At 59.1% G+C, this 15,504-nt stretch carries 23 protein-coding genes; 9 read left to right on the top strand and 14 right to left on the bottom strand.

Features of this window, described 5'->3' with window-relative positions:
• Positions 1–117: 117 nt before the first annotated feature.
• Positions 118–522, bottom strand: a complete 405-nt coding sequence (locus SB822_RS01215; protein ID WP_410853792.1) for a hypothetical protein — start codon at positions 520–522, stop codon at positions 118–120.
• 581 nt (positions 523–1,103) lie between these two features.
• Here SB822_RS01215 and fliA point away from each other — a divergent pair.
• Positions 1,104–1,850, top strand: coding sequence for an RNA polymerase sigma factor FliA (gene fliA / locus SB822_RS01210; RefSeq protein WP_410853791.1), 747 nt, complete (start codon positions 1,104–1,106; stop codon positions 1,848–1,850).
• A gap of 60 nt (positions 1,851–1,910) precedes the next feature.
• Here fliA and SB822_RS01205 read toward each other — a convergent pair whose 3' ends face one another.
• Together SB822_RS01205 and flhD are read right to left on the bottom strand one after the other, a co-directional pair.
• Positions 1,911–2,225, bottom strand: coding sequence for a hypothetical protein (locus SB822_RS01205; protein WP_410853790.1), 315 nt, complete (start codon positions 2,223–2,225; stop codon positions 1,911–1,913).
• Between the two features lie 102 nt (positions 2,226–2,327).
• Entirely contained in the window at positions 2,328–2,651 is a 324-nt protein-coding gene (gene flhD, locus SB822_RS01200; protein WP_410853789.1) for a flagellar transcriptional regulator FlhD, read from the bottom strand.
• A 483-nt stretch (positions 2,652–3,134) separates the two neighbouring features.
• Between flhD and SB822_RS01195 the strand changes: the two genes are divergently transcribed.
• The 6 genes from SB822_RS01195 to SB822_RS01170 all read left to right on the top strand — a co-directional run bounded on the left by SB822_RS01195 (position 3,135) and on the right by SB822_RS01170 (position 6,542).
• Positions 3,135–3,365: a hypothetical protein gene (locus SB822_RS01195; RefSeq protein ID WP_410853788.1), complete on the top strand. Its 231-nt coding sequence runs from the start codon at positions 3,135–3,137 to the stop codon at positions 3,363–3,365.
• A gap of 164 nt (positions 3,366–3,529) precedes the next feature.
• A complete protein-coding gene (locus tag SB822_RS01190; protein ID WP_410853787.1) occupies positions 3,530–4,348 on the top strand; it encodes a hypothetical protein in 819 nt (272 codons plus the stop codon).
• A 179-nt stretch (positions 4,349–4,527) separates the two neighbouring features.
• Positions 4,528–5,031 (top strand): hypothetical protein, encoded by a 504-nt coding sequence (locus SB822_RS01185; RefSeq protein WP_410853786.1) that lies wholly within the window; start codon positions 4,528–4,530, stop codon positions 5,029–5,031.
• A gap of 1 nt (position 5,032) precedes the next feature.
• The gene (locus SB822_RS01180; protein WP_410853785.1) at positions 5,033–5,353 is read left to right on the top strand and encodes a hypothetical protein; all 321 of its coding nucleotides are present in this window, start codon (positions 5,033–5,035) and stop codon (positions 5,351–5,353) included.
• Between the two features lie 68 nt (positions 5,354–5,421).
• Positions 5,422–6,090: a hypothetical protein gene (locus tag SB822_RS01175; protein ID WP_410853784.1), complete on the top strand. Its 669-nt coding sequence runs from the start codon at positions 5,422–5,424 to the stop codon at positions 6,088–6,090.
• The gene (locus tag SB822_RS01170; RefSeq protein WP_410853783.1) at positions 6,087–6,542 is read left to right on the top strand and encodes a hypothetical protein; all 456 of its coding nucleotides are present in this window, start codon (positions 6,087–6,089) and stop codon (positions 6,540–6,542) included. The genes SB822_RS01175 and SB822_RS01170 overlap by 4 nt, the downstream gene beginning before the upstream one ends.
• Before the next feature lie 54 nt (positions 6,543–6,596).
• Here the strand turns inward: SB822_RS01170 and SB822_RS01165 are convergent, their stop codons facing one another.
• The 3 genes from SB822_RS01165 to SB822_RS01155 form a co-directional block, all read right to left on the bottom strand.
• The gene (locus tag SB822_RS01165) at positions 6,597–6,923 is read right to left on the bottom strand and encodes a hypothetical protein (RefSeq protein WP_410853782.1); all 327 of its coding nucleotides are present in this window, start codon (positions 6,921–6,923) and stop codon (positions 6,597–6,599) included.
• Positions 6,924–6,992: 69 nt separating this feature from the next.
• A complete protein-coding gene (locus SB822_RS01160; protein WP_410853781.1) occupies positions 6,993–7,352 on the bottom strand; it encodes a hypothetical protein in 360 nt (119 codons plus the stop codon).
• Entirely contained in the window at positions 7,349–7,843 is a 495-nt protein-coding gene (locus SB822_RS01155; RefSeq protein WP_410853780.1) for a hypothetical protein, read from the bottom strand. The genes SB822_RS01160 and SB822_RS01155 overlap by 4 nt, the downstream gene beginning before the upstream one ends.
• A 241-nt stretch (positions 7,844–8,084) precedes the next feature.
• Here SB822_RS01155 and SB822_RS01150 point away from each other — a divergent pair, with 241 nt between their 5' ends.
• Both SB822_RS01150 and SB822_RS01145 read left to right on the top strand, forming a co-directional pair.
• Positions 8,085–8,708 carry a hypothetical protein gene (locus tag SB822_RS01150; RefSeq protein ID WP_410853779.1) on the top strand — a complete coding sequence of 208 codons (624 nt, stop codon included), beginning with the start codon at positions 8,085–8,087 and terminating at the stop codon, positions 8,706–8,708.
• A gap of 208 nt (positions 8,709–8,916) precedes the next feature.
• A complete protein-coding gene (locus SB822_RS01145; protein WP_410853778.1) occupies positions 8,917–9,786 on the top strand; it encodes a hypothetical protein in 870 nt (289 codons plus the stop codon).
• A 208-nt stretch (positions 9,787–9,994) separates the two neighbouring features.
• Here the strand turns inward: SB822_RS01145 and SB822_RS01140 are convergent, their stop codons facing one another.
• The 8 genes from SB822_RS01140 to SB822_RS01105 all read right to left on the bottom strand — a co-directional run bounded on the left by SB822_RS01140 (position 9,995) and on the right by SB822_RS01105 (position 15,316).
• Positions 9,995–10,744: a DUF5131 family protein gene (locus SB822_RS01140; protein ID WP_410853777.1), complete on the bottom strand. Its 750-nt coding sequence runs from the start codon at positions 10,742–10,744 to the stop codon at positions 9,995–9,997.
• A 170-nt stretch (positions 10,745–10,914) separates the two neighbouring features.
• Entirely contained in the window at positions 10,915–11,145 is a 231-nt protein-coding gene (locus SB822_RS01135; protein WP_410853776.1) for a hypothetical protein, read from the bottom strand.
• A gap of 140 nt (positions 11,146–11,285) precedes the next feature.
• Positions 11,286–11,951 carry a hypothetical protein gene (locus SB822_RS01130; RefSeq protein ID WP_410853775.1) on the bottom strand — a complete coding sequence of 222 codons (666 nt, stop codon included), beginning with the start codon at positions 11,949–11,951 and terminating at the stop codon, positions 11,286–11,288.
• Between the two features lie 155 nt (positions 11,952–12,106).
• Positions 12,107–12,400 carry a hypothetical protein gene (locus SB822_RS01125; protein WP_410853774.1) on the bottom strand — a complete coding sequence of 98 codons (294 nt, stop codon included), beginning with the start codon at positions 12,398–12,400 and terminating at the stop codon, positions 12,107–12,109.
• An 82-nt stretch (positions 12,401–12,482) separates the two neighbouring features.
• On the bottom strand, positions 12,483–12,962 hold the full coding sequence (locus SB822_RS01120; RefSeq protein ID WP_410853773.1) for a hypothetical protein: 480 nt from the start codon (positions 12,960–12,962) through the stop codon (positions 12,483–12,485).
• 195 nt (positions 12,963–13,157) lie between these two features.
• Positions 13,158–13,961, bottom strand: a complete 804-nt coding sequence (locus SB822_RS01115; protein ID WP_410853772.1) for a CsgG/HfaB family protein — start codon at positions 13,959–13,961, stop codon at positions 13,158–13,160.
• 218 nt (positions 13,962–14,179) lie between these two features.
• The gene (locus tag SB822_RS01110; RefSeq protein WP_410853771.1) at positions 14,180–14,596 is read right to left on the bottom strand and encodes a hypothetical protein; all 417 of its coding nucleotides are present in this window, start codon (positions 14,594–14,596) and stop codon (positions 14,180–14,182) included.
• A gap of 369 nt (positions 14,597–14,965) precedes the next feature.
• Positions 14,966–15,316, bottom strand: a complete 351-nt coding sequence (locus SB822_RS01105; RefSeq protein ID WP_410853770.1) for a hypothetical protein — start codon at positions 15,314–15,316, stop codon at positions 14,966–14,968.
• Between the last annotated feature and the right edge of the window lie 188 nt (positions 15,317–15,504).

Below are 15,504 nucleotides of genomic sequence, written 5' to 3'. Positions count from 1 at the left end.
GGCGCAAAGGCCCTTTGCCGAGTTGAACTCGGCGAAAAACCTTTTGAGGCGGCGTGTTTAGTGAATTTGCTAAACGAAGGAGGAAAACAAGGCAAGCCCAGTTTTCCCCCTATTTCGCTATCGCGCCCGTTTCCCACGCAGCGAGGGCAGCCCTGTAACGCGAAAGCTCACGGGCAGTTGGACGTACATTTGCGGATACCACTCTTTCATAACTTCGCTGATCCACGTCCGGACGAAGCCTGTGAGATAGCCCGGCGCGCCACGGCTCTTGCATTCGTGGCGGAAGGCCTGGTTGTTTGCATAGGCCCATTGTGCGCGGCGCTCGACGATACCGCGCAACTGCGCGCTCGAAAGGGCAGCGACGAGCGAATGACAATGCTCGGTTTGCGAGAAGAACTCCTCGAGCTCTCGAATCACAGCCTCAATAGACGTTGACGTCGTGAGATTGGTTTCTTTTGCAAAGACGCTGGATGCCTCATCCGTCGCGAGGCTTGCGTGCTCAAAGAAATTGCTTTGTTCCATTGATAGAACCCCCGTTCGATGCCTGAGGTCAGGCGTTGAAAACCGGGGAAGCCATCGCGGCTTCTGCAAAAGAGTTCATCTTTTGCGCAAGCGGATGACGCAAAGTACACGCGGCGAGGTTGCGCGCGAAGTTGCAGAGTCTTAGTGGAAAAGTTCTAGGTTCGGCCCACAGAAAGCGAGCGGCCTTTTGATTCTGGCGAGTGCCAGAGAGGGACGAGTACGTAATGCCGAAGGGTCGGCGCACGGTGATTATAGAGGCGTCTGACTCGGTCCCGCAAGCCACGGTCAAATCAAATTGACCCCTATTAAAGGCACGAATCGATGTTCACTTCGTAGGTGACAGATGTGGGTCCGACGCAACGATTCTGAGATGCCGCGCGGTACGCCCTATACGGCACGCACTAAAAAAACTTTAGGAGATTTTTTGTGAGCAAACGCAACATTTCACTAACATCAAATTTATGTCACGGTGTAAATTCTCGTCTAACAAAATTTGACGTCAATCGCTTTTCTCGAAAGACGTCTGCTAATGAGTGTTGTGTTAGACCAAAAGCAGTTCCGAGAGAGCGGGGGTTTTTGAGATGTCTGAGCAGTCGAGTCGTTTAGACCCAGAGCAACTGGTTGAGCAATATGGGCCGTTGGTAAGAAAACTTGCCAGGCAGTTTACGGCGAAAGTCCCGCCTAACGCGGTGGACATCGACGACATGATGTCAGAGGGTACGCTGGCGCTGCTCAGCGCCGCGAAGCGTTATGACCCGTCACAGGGAACAGCGTTCGAGACATACGCGTCGCAACGGATCTGGGGCGCCATGCTCGACGAGCTGCGCAAGAACGATTTTGCGCCCCGAGGTGTTCGCGAAGACGAGACACGCATCGAACGCGCGACATCCAAGGTCGAACAGAAAATCGGTCGTCGCGCTCGCGACATGGAAGTCGCCGGCGAACTCGATGTGCCCGTTCAGCAATACCAGTCGATGCTCATCGACTCGAACCGCTCGCGCATGATCTATCTCGACGACATAACGGGACCGGATCTGACGGACGGTGGACATCACGAAAGGCAGGAGTTCCTGAACCTGCTTCCCTCGCCCGACCTCGATCCCCTCGAATTACTCGTAGAACAGGACACGCGGGCCCGCATCGTCGAAGTCATCTCTGAACTGCCCGCGCGATATCAAGACATCCTGGAGCTAATCTACGACTCCCAGGAAAACATCCGTGCGATAGCGGCCAAGCGTGGCATTTGCCCGGCACGGGTCTGCCAGCTTCGTGATGCCGCCATCCTGGCAATCCGCACGAAACTCGCCGAGCGCATGCTGACTGAATAGCAGTCGTGGTGGTCAGCGCGACGCCCGGCACGCCGCACGTCACACGCAATCACCGCCCAGCTACGCAGACCAGCCCTGCGGTATGCTGCTGACCCACGCGTCAGCGATTCGCCGCCCCGCGTCAACGCTCTCGGCGACACAGACCATGCGCGAGCAGGTACGAAATCGCGTGCTGCGAATCTCGGTCTGATCGACATAGACATCACTCCCGCCTACCGTCACGACACGCGCATAGCGCGTAATCGGCGGCAGGCATCCAGTCTTCGGACGAGAGTCGCGCGCCTCATATTGATTGATCCCGTCGCGATCGCACAGATCTGCGAGCGTAGCCATTTTGGCGCGGTATTCCTTGAGTTTCACCTGCTCTGGGGTCATCGGTATATCTCCGGTTGTGATGACCCAGTGTCGCGCGAGGACCTTCAAACGCAAGCTGAGGTTGCGCGCGTTCGGCCTTCCGGCGTCACTGACACGGCAAACTCAGGCTATCTGCTCGGCAGGCTGTCCAGCCAAAAGAATCGCCGCATGCGCGTTAGCGACCGCGCTGGGCCGGTTGGCCTTTTCAGCGAGCGCGGCCAGCACAGTGTGGTCGTCAAAGCGGAACCGGCACAACACCTGGGTGACGCTCGCAAGTTTCACAGTCTGCGCCAGAGTCAGACTGCTCAGTACCTCGGCAAGCTGGGCGGACAGGCCCAGCCGGAACATACCTGTTGCCTTGTCCTCGCGCAGCATCCGCTGGGCGAGCATCAAATACGCCAGGTTCATCTCGCGGATCTCGTCGACCACGCTCGGGACACTACTCATCCTTGATCCTCAACTTTCGAATTTGACAGGGTGATGCTGGCTGGTCGTTTAGCAGGCGCGCCTGTAGCGTCGCGCATACATCACGCACGGACCGATAGGGCTTTACATACGCTTTGCCCTTATCGGCTGGAGGCGAGAAAAATTCAGGGGAGGTCTGAACTTTTTTTTCATCGTGCGGGCCTCAATCGATCGTCGTGGGCTGCACGGGTGCGGAACGGTGAGGCGACCGCTCTTGTCGGCTATCTGCCGGCCCGCGAAGCGAGAAACTCGCGAATCAGCGGCGAGATTGAGATGGGGCTCTGAACAATGCGTAGGGATTGCCGATATAGGCGGTATGGACAGATTCCAATTGCGCGCCGCTCTTTCTCGATATCGAAACAGCGCGGTCGCTAGCGTTTAACGTCGAACGCCAAACGAAGTCTGATCCCTGCCGCTTCCAGAATCGAGGCGGCAGCGGTCAGGCGCAAATGCCAGCAAGGAAACATGCACTTCAGCAACTCGCAGGAAACAAACACGCCACCAGAGGATGATCGGGCTGGGAGCGGCCGACGCCGCGTCGGCGAGTCGCCAACATTCGATCTGGTGCAGCTCATCTGGGACATGTTCCCGGATTCGTTCGGCCGTTTCGAGCGTGCCGCTGCTGACGCGATTAACAAGGCGCGATGCCACGCGGATCAGGGCAGGCTGGATGGCGACACCACGAAGCCAGGATAAGCCTCCGTTCAATAACTGACCGCACCGGGATGCTCGCCACGGCGGCCCGCCCGGCGCTCGCGTCGCCTCACGGCTAGCTTTGCCTGTATCCTGAGCGTCAAAACGTGCTCAGACCCGTTGGGCAGCACGGTTTCTGCAACCATGATCACTACACAGGGTGGACGATGCAAACCGCGTTGACAATGCTGCTCCGGATCGTGGTGTTCGGGATCGCGCTAAGCGCTGTGACCTACACCAAGACGGCACATCACGTCTTCGTCCACGTCACGGAACCGTCGTTCTGTCAAAGCGCTATCACCGAACGCTCTTATCAACTCGCCGACAACAGCTGTGTGTATCAGAACGCTGACGTTCGTGGGAACTGGCTCTACCGAACTTTCGAAATCGGAGGGGAGGCTGGCGGCAAGCTCATCGCGCGGGACGCGAGCATTGTGGACGCGGACGTCTCGCTGGTACACAAAACGTGGTTGACCTGGCTGATGTGGGCGGTTGCGGGTACCATGCTCTTTTCAGCAGTCCGCGCGATCTTTCAAGGCGTGCGCGCTGATCGAGACCCTGCTCTATCAGCGTACACGGCGGCAGCCAGCAACGCGAAGAAGACATGCAGTAGCAGAAATCAGTTTGTGGCAACGCTCCTTGCACTGGCCGTGGCAGACCTTTACTTCGCACCTGTTCTCTACGGCGCCTATGCCGATGTGCGGATCGCACTCCACGAATCGTCCGTCGTGCCGAATTCCCCTGAAACAGACGGTGTCCTGGTTCGCCGCAGTGCCGATACAGGGTTTTATCGGCTCGGCACGTCCACGTACGACCGGCTGCTTCACATGTCAGGCGTCGGATGCCGCGCTTATGACACCAGCGGTGCCCCACTTGCGCTTGATGCATACGAAGCGGATAGACCCATCCCTCCTATGGCATTGCCGAGGAGCGCGCGCTTTGTGGGCACCTGTATCGCGCCCGAGTACGTTCCCACATCTTCGTAACTCCACCGTGCGGCATCAAAAGTGCCGGGCAGCCTGAAATTTTTTTTGCGCCGCCTCTGAATCTCGCCGGATTTCTTCCGATTGAGCATCTATCGGCCTATGGGCGCCGTCATGGCTTCGGCTCTTCGGAGTTGTGGCACGGCTGCGCTCGCCGCTGTTCTCAATCACGAAGGAAGAAAATGAAGAAGGCATTCCTCTCAGTTCTGGCAGCCAGCCTCCTTACCACCAACATCGCGCATGCTGGCGTCGGTAAGCCCTACCACGGCACCGACGAAGAAATGCTCGCCCTCCAGGCGTCGACGGCACAGGCAACCCAGCAGTGGAAGGCCGGCGATGTCCTGTCGACCACGTACAGCGGCGCGATCTATGCGGGACGGCAGGACTGGGCGCGCGTCGGAAAGGCGCACGATGTCGGCACGCACTGCCTGCTCCCTGGAGCTGTCGTCGTAGCGCTTGGCCATGACCCTCGCTTCGGTGAGCTAGCGCTCGTTGAAATGCAGGCGGGCGAGGCAGCGTTTGACGCAGTATCGTGCGGTGTCGGCTCGATGGTGTTCATCGATGATCGCACCCGGGATCTCTTCGTGCACACTTCACCGAATGGCCCGGCGGGCGTCTTGGGTTCGCTCGACCCGGATACCGTCAAGAAGGCGGCAGCAGCGGCAATGTCGACGCCGGCACATTGATATGAAACAGTCGAAGGGCTTCTCAGGTTTTCGCTTGCGTACGGCGCCGCAGCGCACGTCCTCGGATGAATCCACGCCCGGGCCGATCGCAGCCGACGCGTATAGCAGCGACGCGCTGGCTCGGTTGCGCCCCAAGATTCTGGACATGGCGGCCAACTTCGACACACTCAGCGAAGAAGGCTTCGGCCAATGGGTCGACAGCCTGCCGAAAGACGAATTCATCGAGTTTATCCGTCTGGGAAACGAAGGGATCGGAATGATGGTACGGGAATACCGAACTGTCGTTGATCGCCATCCGAGCAAAGGAGGGCCGCGCCTGTGAAGTCTTATCACGTTCCAGATCCCGCTACGCGAGTGCCCGTCGCGCTCTATCGGGAAGTACGAGCCTGGTTGATCGAACATGATCCCGACGCGCAGCGCATGATTGACTGGTGCGAAAGCATTCGACCTCCGGCTACGGCTGAGGACATGGCCCGCGAAATCATCTGGGTCATACTCTGCGCTGGCAGATCGGCGCAGGCGGCCCGCACGATCGAGAAGAAGGTGCTGCTAGCCATCGAAGCTGGCGAGCCCGTCGTGAGTGTTTTTGGCTACCGCGCGAAGGCAGCCGCCATCGAGCGGGCATGGCGCGACCGGGACCGAGACTTTCAGTCTCTTGCGACGGTTATCGCGGACAGCAACGAGCTCCTGCGGTGGTGTCGTGCTATCCCCTTCATCGGGGATGACACGATGTATCAACTCGCAAAAAACTTTGGTGCGAACGCATTAAAGCCCGACGTATGGATTTCGCGGCTAACAGGATTTCCCGACCAGCCGCGGGCACCCGTCAGGGTCCGCTATCCCGCCTGCATGGCGCTGGCGACCATGCTTAGCGAGGCAACAGGAGACAGTATTCCTGTGGTTGACAGTCTCATGTGGCTTGCGTGCAATAAGGGAATTCTCGTGACGGACGCCCACGCACGCCCAGTGACTTTTAACCCGAAGTTCCTGACCGCTCGATCCATTTACGACAGTGCGGATGATGCCGCTGCCGGCGCGGTGGTCGCAGAACAGACTTGACTGCTCCGAGCCGACGCCATGTGCAGTTAGGTAAAATCGCAGGCGTCAACCGCTACCCCACAATCAGCAACATGAACACTCTTTCAGAACGAGCCAGGCCGCAGAAAACCCGGCGGCTTGCCCGCTTGAACTCCGTCATCACCTCGGCCGTCGGCATCGCGATCGTCTATTGCGTTGTGACGAATCTGCTTTTCCTGAAAAGTGACACCAGTTCTTTTCTGATGTACCGCGCGGGGCAACTTGGCCTTGTATCGCAACAGTACGCAGCAGACCACCTGACGGATATCGTCTATTTCAGGCAGATCAGCGCCAACGAATGGGAATATCGCGTGCCGCGCCCGATCATCGCTTACGCGGCCGTGCCTGGATTTATCTCGCATAAGACCGACCGGAATCTCCTCGCGCTCTGCGATACCCGCGATCCCAATGGTAACTACGGTTGCAAACCGTAGGCATGACCGGCCAGGCAAGCGCGCGCACGACCTGCACGTTGCTTCTCAATGCAACTAGTTGATTCGCCGCACCAATGCCGGAATCGTGTAATCGAGCCGCTGCCTGACAGTGGCGATGCGCTGCGAATGCTTTTCAACGATGTCCGGCTCAGATGCAGCCTGTGCGAGGGCGTCGTCGACGGAACGCAAAAACTCAAGAAGCTTCCCGGGCAACGAGATTTCCACCGTAAGAATACGCCACGCGCGATCGGCAGCGGCTGCCGTTGCGGGATGCTCGATCGGCCGCAACATCGCCGATAGCCATTCCATCGAGTTCGCCGTCAGTTCATCGGCTGCAGCGGGTGCAGAAAAAGACGAAATGTAGCCGCGTGGGAAGTTCATAGACGGAAATGCCTCGCTCCTGGATGCCATGTATCCGTGGCGTGCCGGCGTTGTGTCCGCACGTCGGAATCAAAGAAGGTCTTTAGTTGATCCTGTCCCACGGATAACGGCCGTCAGATGCTGGCGGGCGGCCACCTGATCGCCATCCGGGGCGGGCATCACGATACCGCCCGCGTCATTGATGATCGCGCTAAAGAGGTCTGTGTAGTGCCAGTGGTCGATCCGTCCTCTTCGCGCCATCAATTCGGAGATCTTGCGCTGCGTGTCGGGGTGCAGCCGAGACCAGTTGTCACTCATGATGGTGTAGGCCTGCGCCGGAACCTCGGAGGCTTGATTGACCGCCGCCGCAGCGATCCCCACGGCCATCATCAGCGTCGGCAATCCGAGGTTGCGAATAGCCCACGTGGCAGAACGTCGGATCCGGCTCATTGTGCATCTCCCTGGTGCCCGACATAGGTCCTCGTGAACGGCCAGAAGGCCGACGGATCGCAGCGCAAGACGATCTGCCCATGCGATTTGTAGTCGATCATGCGGGGGCCGCTGTGGCCGCAAAGGTGTTCGACCTGGCCGTAAATGTTCTCTGCAGCCTTCACGCTGCCGAGATCACCATTGGATAGCCATGCGGGATAGGTGTCGCCATGCAAGAAATACAGCCGTTCGGCCACTCCCGCACAGGCCCAAAGCAACAACGACCCGAAGAGGATAGCTACGGCGATGCCAGCGCTGCGCCAGTGCCCGCCGCGTCGGATAGTTGCGAGCGAGATGCTGGGCATGGACATGAAAAGGCCAAACAACACTGCCCCGAAGAAGGGGCTCCAGGACTTGGACTCAATCGCGAGGAACGCGCCCATTGACAGGTACAGCCCGGCACATATCTGTTGCGGAAAACCAATTTCCGGCTTCTTGAAGGCATTAAGCATGATTCTTTGGCTGAAGTAGCGGTCTGGACAGCGCGTTGAAGGCCACGATGCTCTTGACGATCACCGTGTTTGCTCGTGTACCTTTAACGGTGCAGGAAGGAAAAAGTTTAGCCTGCGCGTTTCGATGCGCAACCGTTCTCAACCCGAGACATTTTATCAGTGCCTCTCTATGAAGCCCTGTACTGGCCGCCCGCGCCACTGGCCCCCTGAACGAAACCGCGATCCAACCGATATAGCCTTTATGATCGAACCGGCAGGGCGAGGGCGCACCGCGCAACTGTCGGGAATACCGCTCCCAAACCAGACCGACAAAACTATGACTTCTTCCAGACTTGCACTGTATGTTGCTATCACGCTGGCCACGATGTCCGTATTGCCGGCAGCTCATGCCCAATCGGCCGCAGATCAACGCACCATCAGCGATTTTTTGGAATGCAAGCTGAGCGAGAAGCAGATCACCCGGTTCATGGATCGCATCGACAACAACGCCGTATCCGGTCTCTCGCGGCAAGCCGGGAAGTCTGGTGCCATCACGCTTGGCTGGGAAGCGCAGAAGCCGGTACGGGCGTGGGGCACGAAGTCCACCGTCGTGGCAATGCTTTCGCCACACGAAATGTTAATGGCCATCCCCGCCCCAAAGGGCGGCGAGCTCGACATGGCGAAACAATGGGCCGAGCGTATAGGCGGAATGCGCGAAGACGCTGGCGTGGTGTCGATGCGAGAGCATATGAACTGGCATGGCGCGGACTATCGTAAGGCCGGCAGCGGCCACGAGACCCGTCTGCTCGTCGATCAGAAGGAAACGCCCGGCTGGATTCTGCTTGGCTGTCACTATCAGGAAGCGACGCTCGGCGGTCTCCAGTAAGCCGCAAGACTGAAGCGTCCACCGCGGCATACGCGCGGTTCCACAACCTCCCTTTCGCTATATGATGAATCGCGCCGCCTCAGCAATCGCTTCCGATCTGGCTCCGACCGAGGTCCAAACTCACCAGACATCATTCCAACCGGTGGTGCAGTTCCGGTTTCCGACCGACCGGCGATCGGCAGCCCAACGCATCGATGCACGAGCGTCAGTGCTGAACTGGGCGCGTAACCCGCGACGGGGGCGAGGAGGGTGGGCACACCACATTCCCGCGTCGGCGTTCGACGGTGAGCCTTTCGTCGTTGCGGAAGGTGAACTGCGGATGCAAGCGGCAGGCGGTGATCGGCTCTGGCGCTTCGAAGTCGAGCATCGTGGAACGGGCTATAGTCCCAGAATGTGGAAACTTGAGGCCTTTGTCGCCGACCGTGACACTCATGACGAAGTAGGCGTTCGGGTGTCCGTGATGCGCGACGAGAGGGAGCGTACGCCGTCCAGCACACCGTCGCTAATCAAAACCTTCATCCACCGTCACACGCTGCTCGACGCCGGCGTTCCTGTTGTCGCGCGGCCGCTGACAATCGGGGATGATTCTTACGTGCAGTTCAGAAACCTGCTCCATTCGTCAGCGCGCGTGCTACCGGTCGTTGCGATTTCCCAGAACATCCCTCGATCGGGGCCGTCGTGCTACCTACTCGACCCCGTGCGCGCGGCAACGGTCCTGCAGGGGTTCGCTCACGTCGCTGCGGTACCAACGCACCAGTCGTTTCGTCTGACCGCGGACGTTGGACGGGACAACAGCGTGTTCCGCGGCGCCGTCCGTATCTACATGCCGGGCTTCGGCGCGACATCGAACAAGACAGACCACTATCTGTACCTCCCCGAGCGGGTGAGCAAATACAGCGGCCCGCGGTCTTTCGAAGTTACGCTTGCCGCGCGGTTACGTCAGATCTCGGTCGAAAGCCCGTGGAAGGGCGAAGCCTGGCCCGACACGGACGTCCGTGAAAGTCACAATGAAGACGCTCGCGCAAGGTCGATAACCCAGCTGGTGCGCGACAGAATTGCCCGTCTGTTCTCGCGATAAAGAGTTGTATGGTCCGACAGGAGAGGGCTAGAAGTTGCCTTCCGTGGTCCTGCCGGTCACGCCGGAAACTTGTGTGCGTTGAACGAGGTGGCCACGAAGTTCTTGCCCCTCTTCGTGATACGCATCAGACCAAAGCCAACCGCAACCGTCCATCTGTCGCACATACTCCAGGGGCTTAGCAGTGACAGACGTTCACGGTACAGCGGCGTCACGCGGCGATCTTTATCGTAGACGGATAGGCATCCCAGGTACGACCGTGAAGCAAGCGCCCATTGGCCTTCTTTGCGCGTCGGACTCCATCCGGGCCCCAGGAACCCCATTGCTTGAAGAAAAAAGCTGCTCCGGCGCGATCCGCCTGTTCTTTGAGATTTGTGACCCATGCTTCCCGCATTGGGCGAGCGCGGGGACCGGATTCTCCACCCACGATTGTCCAGTGAATGCCTGACAGGTCGACAGCCCCGAGGTCTTCGAGTAGCGGTTCAACCGAAAGGAACCGGACGGCCGCATCAACCTGTCGAAGATAGTCAATTCGCGGCAGCCCGTATTTTTGGTCTTCGACGGATACGCCAAGCCAGACGTTCTGCGGGCATTTTCTTGAGGCGAAGTATTCAGGTAACCTGTCCGCCCGCTTGGTCAGTATCTGGAAGGTGTGCTGCGGCGAGCGGGCGATCGTGTCAAATACCCGGTCAAGATATGCATCGGGAATGTCGTGATGGAACAGGTCGCTCATTGAGTTGACGAAGTACACACTCGACTTTCTTCGCTCCAGCGGTTGAGTAAGACGCAAGGGCTGGAGCGTCAGTTTGAAGCCTTCGTCGTAGCCGGGCGCCTTCATCGCTTTCAAGCGGGCAGCCATCGGTTCGGCATAGCAATTTTTGCATCCGGGAGACACTTTCGTACAACCCGTGGTCGGGTTCCAAGTCAGCTGAGTCCATTCAATCTGCGATTGATTTGCCATGGGGAATGTCTGGTCGAAAGATGTCTCTGAGAGGAGCGATGCAGTGCCAAGGCACAGTCGTCGCCCGCGTAATCCGATCCGGTGAGCGGTGGGGATCGCTACAGTCTGCCGGTACGCTGTAGTGATACAAATGGCGGCGGCGATACCGGTGGGCCAAATCGCGATGTGGCCTAATCCAGGAGGTCAAGATAACCGTTCTCGCGCCAGCAGACCACGAGCTTCCAGATAGCCGTCGAAACTTCTTCGGAGGTACGCCCAAGCTTGACGTTTTCCGTTTCGATATAGCACACGCCGGCATCAGTTGGATGATCGTCCGGAAAGACCGCGACGTGACATTCCGGCAACAGGTTCTGGAAGAACAGAACATCGAGGAGCAGCGATGCATGTCCCCATGCGTTCATGGGGACGTCCTCGCGCAGGAGGACCGTCACAGTCTCCGGCCGGGAGTTCTGTGACCGTGCGACCGAGCGGGTGCCTGTGACGTCCTCGACTACTCCGGACGCGAGCCGCTTCTGAACCCAGGTCGCAAGGGGGTGGGCTTTCATCGCCCGGTCACCACTGAGACGAACTGGCGCAAACGGACGGGATCGAAGTGGTATCCATCACGCGACACGTGCGTTGATACGAGGAAGTGCGTTGCCGCACCCGTGTACAGGTGGACTGTCTCGGGTGCCATTCCCGATGCGATCGCAAGCGGCGTTTCGGGGCCCAGCGCGGCACGCATTCGAGTTATCTTCGCGAACTCCGGTGCGCTACCAGTGCGAGAACCGCTCGTGCAGGCGATCATGCCCCGGTTACTGGCCGCGAGCGCGGCGCCAGCCGGATCGGCCTCATGCGGCTGGCCCTTGAACGCCACGCTTCCGAAAAACTGCAGCGCCCGGTTTGTCTTCAACACTCCGGCTATCTCGTCGGCCATTGCTGTGACGTGTGTTGACGTTACGCCAGCGTAATCGGCCCATGCAGCATCAAGGCCAAGATCCACGACTGCGGAAAGACAATCAATGGCGGTACGGCCAAGCAGGTTCAGCCCGACGATCCTGTCGCGGTGGCGACCCTTGATTGCCGTGGCCGGTTCGAAAAGTGCGTCGTCGTCACCGTGATGACTAATCAGGAACACACCGTCGGCTCCGCACGCGAAGGCGACATCAGCTTCCTGCAGGGCGGTCTGCGCATTGAGGAAGTGAATTACTGGCAGGACATATCGCAAGACATTCTCCTCATAGGGGTGACGTCGGGGCAGCTGCAATGTACTTCCCCGGCGCGGAGAAGCGCGCGGTGCCGCGAAGAAGCCAATGAACTGCACGAATTGCACGGTCGACGAAGATTCACCGCCTGCTATCGTGCCGGCCGGAGACGGGTCCGTCAGACCGCTGAGCGGCTCGCTTTGGCTGCCTTGTGTTCCCTGTGACTGCGAGCGAACAGGAACCCTTGGGCGACTACTCCAGGGAGCAGAACCGCTGCTATACAGGAAAACGCAAACAGCCCCGCGGCGAACATCGCGGACAGCATCAACAGCGATAGGGCGCACACCAACCGCAGCATTTTTCCAGAGCGGGTCTGCTCGGTGAAGATCACCTGCATCAAGTCGGCAAGTCCGGCGACGCCCAGGCAAACGACAGGAACGATCGAGTCGTGAATTTCATAAGTGACGTGCATGGCCTAATATGGATAAGAGCCGAGGATGTTGCGCCCGAGAAATTGACCCGGGCGCCTGGCGTTCAGACTTCGCGGTGCCGGCTTACAACGGACGGGAGATCTTGAGGGCGTACCTCACGCCGCTATCGTCCGTTGCCACCGTCGTCACCTCGTCGATCTTCAGGGACGTGTCCACGTGGTGCATCCAGACTCGTCCACCCACGCGACTCGCGATGTCGAGTAGCACGTGAGCTTTCTTGTCAGCACCGATTGAAACCACGTTCGCCTTCAGCAAGAGGCTGTTTTTTTGCGGTTCATGAACAATAGAGCCGCCTTCCGTCCTGACGTCCCTGACTTCGACGCTGCTGTTCTCGACCTGTGTTGGCATTCCGACCTGGCCGAGGATCAGTTGCTCCGAATGTCCCGTTCCATTGGCCGCGCCCGGATCGTCGATATTCAGGCGGATTTTTACCTGTTCGAGTGAACGATAGTCCCGCCATCTTCCGTCCGCGCAAGCAAGCACCGCAGCGCCACCAGCAGCTTGCGCAAGGGCGCCATTCTCGGGGCAGTCGGTATCGATCACGGCAACTGGCGTGATTAGATGGCCTGTGACGGGCATGGTTGCCACGTCTATGGGAGTGGCATGCACGGCGGACGTCGAGCCCAATACGGCCGCGAGGACGATGCAGAGGGAGATACGATTCATGGTTCGCTTTTTGAGGGGGGAGAGGGAAATGAATGGCGCCCTCGCAAGGGCGCCGCCGTGCTGAACTGCCGATCAGTTCACATGCAGCTGGCCGCCGGTGCCGAGGCCGCCTTTGACGTTCTGCGCCTTGTATTGCTGCACCGATGCGACAAGATTGTTGAGCGAATCGGAGAATGCCGCCACGACGACCTTGCCTTGCGGTGTATTCGAGTAGCCGCCGATGGTGCCCGCGTTTTTGGAAGTTACGAGGCTCCCCAGCATGCCGAAATCGACATTGCGAGCTGAACCCGTTGCCGCAGCGAGTTGAACGCTCGAGCGCGTATCGACTAGCGTTAGCACCGTCGACGCTTCCTTGGTGTTCATCGTGCCTGCCACGCCAGCAAGTGCCCCACCGACCACTGGCACGTAGGCAAGCAGACTGGAGGAACCCGAGCCCGTCTGCTGGGAGAATGTGATGGAGGGGCTAAGATTGTAGTCGGCGGCGACCATTTGGCCCTTGTGGAGCTTGGACTTCTTCCGAATCTCACCGGTGGCGTTAAGTTGGCGCTCAGCCATCGCGGCATCGAGACCGCGGCCGCGATCCACCACGATAAAGCACCCAGAACTTTGAACAAGCAGCTTTAGCACCGGGACGGTTGACGTCAATTGATATTGCCCAGTGAGGATACCGTACCAGGGTGCTGTCTGGTCCTCGTTTATCGAGACGGTGCCCAACGGTGCCGCGCAGTGTTTCAGGCCGTCATCGGCCGACTGCGACTTCGCGCCAGCCACGCCCGTGCTGTCGGGCGACTTGTTGCCGCCGCCCAGCTGCATGTCTGCACAGGCCGAAAGGAGAAGGAGGGACGCTGCTGCTACGGCGGTCAACTTCGAAATCATCTGCTTATCCTGTTTTTGGTTTAATGTGTGTTTGAGGCCCACTCTCGCGACGGCCAAAAGCAAACCTGGCTTGAGCAAAAAACGGCTGCATAACAGCCAGCTCCCGTTGAGGTTATCGCCGGCCTTGTTCGATGCAAACGCTGCAATGGACTCGTGGCACTGTCATGCGTCGGCCGCACGGCGCAAAGTCCAGCGCGTCAGCAATGGATTCCCCGCCGTTATCCGGCTGAGCGGGCGCCTCCGAGCGCGTCGCAAGCGTACTGACGATGGGCAACGTTGATCGTTGGCAACACTAACGCCATGCCTCGCCCCTCCGCGCCAGCGTCGAATTTGCGCTCATCGATGAGACTCCAGCTATCGTCGGTGCACTGGCCGTCGTTCCATGTAAGCAATTCGCCCCCGATGACGGAACTCTGACGCGTGACGGCGCAATCGTCCGGCTTCAACTGATCCGGATTCGCTGGCATGTGGCATGTACCGTCATCTGTGAGGGCCGTCGTGTACGTTTTGAAGACGCGGGAGTCCTTCAGCACGAGCACATCTGCTTTGGCGGCTGCTGTCTGCGCTGCGATCGCGGCGGACTGGAGAACGGCGAGGGCGGCGACCGACAGGGTAAGTGCGATGAGATTTTTCATAGCTGCGCTCTCTGGTTATGGGCGACATCCACGTCGCAGTGGTTGATGTAAGGCCTAGATCCGGGCTGGCGCCGCTGTCTAGAAAATTGTCCTGCGGGTGTCGACAGATCGATCGGTGATCTTTTTGCGAAAGTCAGCCCGATCATCTGGATGCACCCATATCGAATCAGCGCGGGGAAATCGCCGGCGGTTCGAGGCGACCTCCCAAAGCTTTCCGAACCAGAGCGGCTGGTCACCCACCGCCAGCGCGCAATGTCCGGCAACAAGCCCCCACTCAGCTATAGCGACAACGAGCCCCTCCCATCTGGCAGATGGAAGTTCGACAACTGAGTCGGAATTTGAGGCCATACGCGTCGATCGCCCTCGCTCTCAAGCGTCCAGCTCTGTGCTTCTGGGGAGCGAGGCTTGAGACAACGCCTGCTCGAGCTCGGTCAGGTTGCGCTGGGCCTTCCGGTGCCGACGCAAAAGTTCGTCCGACGGCAGGGTTGCCAGTTCCGAGTTCCGCTCGCTCTCCAGTTCCTGAACGGTTCTCTCGAGGGTGCCGTCGGCTCGTCCGCGTTCAAGGAGGCGCTTCAGGACCTCGCCCCTGCGGACTCTGTCTGCGCAGAGGTCACGCAGGTACTGATCGAACTCCTGGGATAACCGGACGCTCAGTAGATAGGTCGCAAGCTGATCCGCAGGCTTGGGTTTCCGACCACGGCGCTTCTTTGTTTCTGTCAAGTCGATGCTCCGATTGCTTTTCGACGAAGTCAGTGTTCTATGGGGCGGCCCGAATCCCTCAAAAAGGGCGAACCGCTCCTCCTCAGCAGCTTGATCGGCTATCGAAACTGAATGTTCAGAGCGGAGCGGAAATATTTTTCGACGAACTTGCGCAAGAACTCGCCCGACCGGCACTCGGAGACGTGAAA

Source organism: Paraburkholderia sp. SIMBA_054 (assembly GCF_046534875.1).
Lineage (GTDB): Bacteria > Pseudomonadota > Gammaproteobacteria > Burkholderiales > Burkholderiaceae > Paraburkholderia > Paraburkholderia hospita.
Note: the sequence above shows the minus strand (reverse complement) of the source record. Positions and strands in the feature narration are given on the sequence as shown.

What these genes read in the sequence shown, in the direction of transcription:
- SB822_RS01140 (WP_410853777.1), bottom strand. Translation starts at nt 10,744, where the DNA reads ATGGCAAATCAATCGCAGATTGAATGGACTCAGCTGACTTGGAACCCG.
- SB822_RS01125 (WP_410853774.1), bottom strand. Translation starts at nt 12,400, where the DNA reads ATGCACGTCACTTATGAAATTCACGACTCGATCGTTCCTGTCGTTTGC.
- flhD (WP_410853789.1), bottom strand. Translation starts at nt 2,651, where the DNA reads ATGAGTAGTGTCCCGAGCGTGGTCGACGAGATCCGCGAGATGAACCTG.
- SB822_RS01135 (WP_410853776.1), bottom strand. Translation starts at nt 11,145, where the DNA reads ATGAACGCATGGGGACATGCATCGCTGCTCCTCGATGTTCTGTTCTTC.
- SB822_RS01160 (WP_410853781.1), bottom strand. Translation starts at nt 7,352, where the DNA reads ATGAGCCGGATCCGACGTTCTGCCACGTGGGCTATTCGCAACCTCGGA.
- SB822_RS01165 (WP_410853782.1), bottom strand. Translation starts at nt 6,923, where the DNA reads ATGAACTTCCCACGCGGCTACATTTCGTCTTTTTCTGCACCCGCTGCA.
- SB822_RS01180 (WP_410853785.1), top strand. Translation starts at nt 5,033, where the DNA reads ATGAAACAGTCGAAGGGCTTCTCAGGTTTTCGCTTGCGTACGGCGCCG.
- SB822_RS01205 (WP_410853790.1), bottom strand. Translation starts at nt 2,225, where the DNA reads ATGACCCCAGAGCAGGTGAAACTCAAGGAATACCGCGCCAAAATGGCT.
- SB822_RS01195 (WP_410853788.1), top strand. Translation starts at nt 3,135, where the DNA reads ATGCACTTCAGCAACTCGCAGGAAACAAACACGCCACCAGAGGATGAT.
- SB822_RS01110 (WP_410853771.1), bottom strand. Translation starts at nt 14,596, where the DNA reads ATGAAAAATCTCATCGCACTTACCCTGTCGGTCGCCGCCCTCGCCGTT.
- SB822_RS01150 (WP_410853779.1), top strand. Translation starts at nt 8,085, where the DNA reads ATGATCGAACCGGCAGGGCGAGGGCGCACCGCGCAACTGTCGGGAATA.
- SB822_RS01115 (WP_410853772.1), bottom strand. Translation starts at nt 13,961, where the DNA reads ATGATTTCGAAGTTGACCGCCGTAGCAGCAGCGTCCCTCCTTCTCCTT.
- SB822_RS01155 (WP_410853780.1), bottom strand. Translation starts at nt 7,843, where the DNA reads ATGCTTAATGCCTTCAAGAAGCCGGAAATTGGTTTTCCGCAACAGATA.
- fliA (WP_410853791.1), top strand. Translation starts at nt 1,104, where the DNA reads ATGTCTGAGCAGTCGAGTCGTTTAGACCCAGAGCAACTGGTTGAGCAA.
- SB822_RS01185 (WP_410853786.1), top strand. Translation starts at nt 4,528, where the DNA reads ATGAAGAAGGCATTCCTCTCAGTTCTGGCAGCCAGCCTCCTTACCACC.
- SB822_RS01215 (WP_410853792.1), bottom strand. Translation starts at nt 522, where the DNA reads ATGGAACAAAGCAATTTCTTTGAGCACGCAAGCCTCGCGACGGATGAG.
- SB822_RS01190 (WP_410853787.1), top strand. Translation starts at nt 3,530, where the DNA reads ATGCAAACCGCGTTGACAATGCTGCTCCGGATCGTGGTGTTCGGGATC.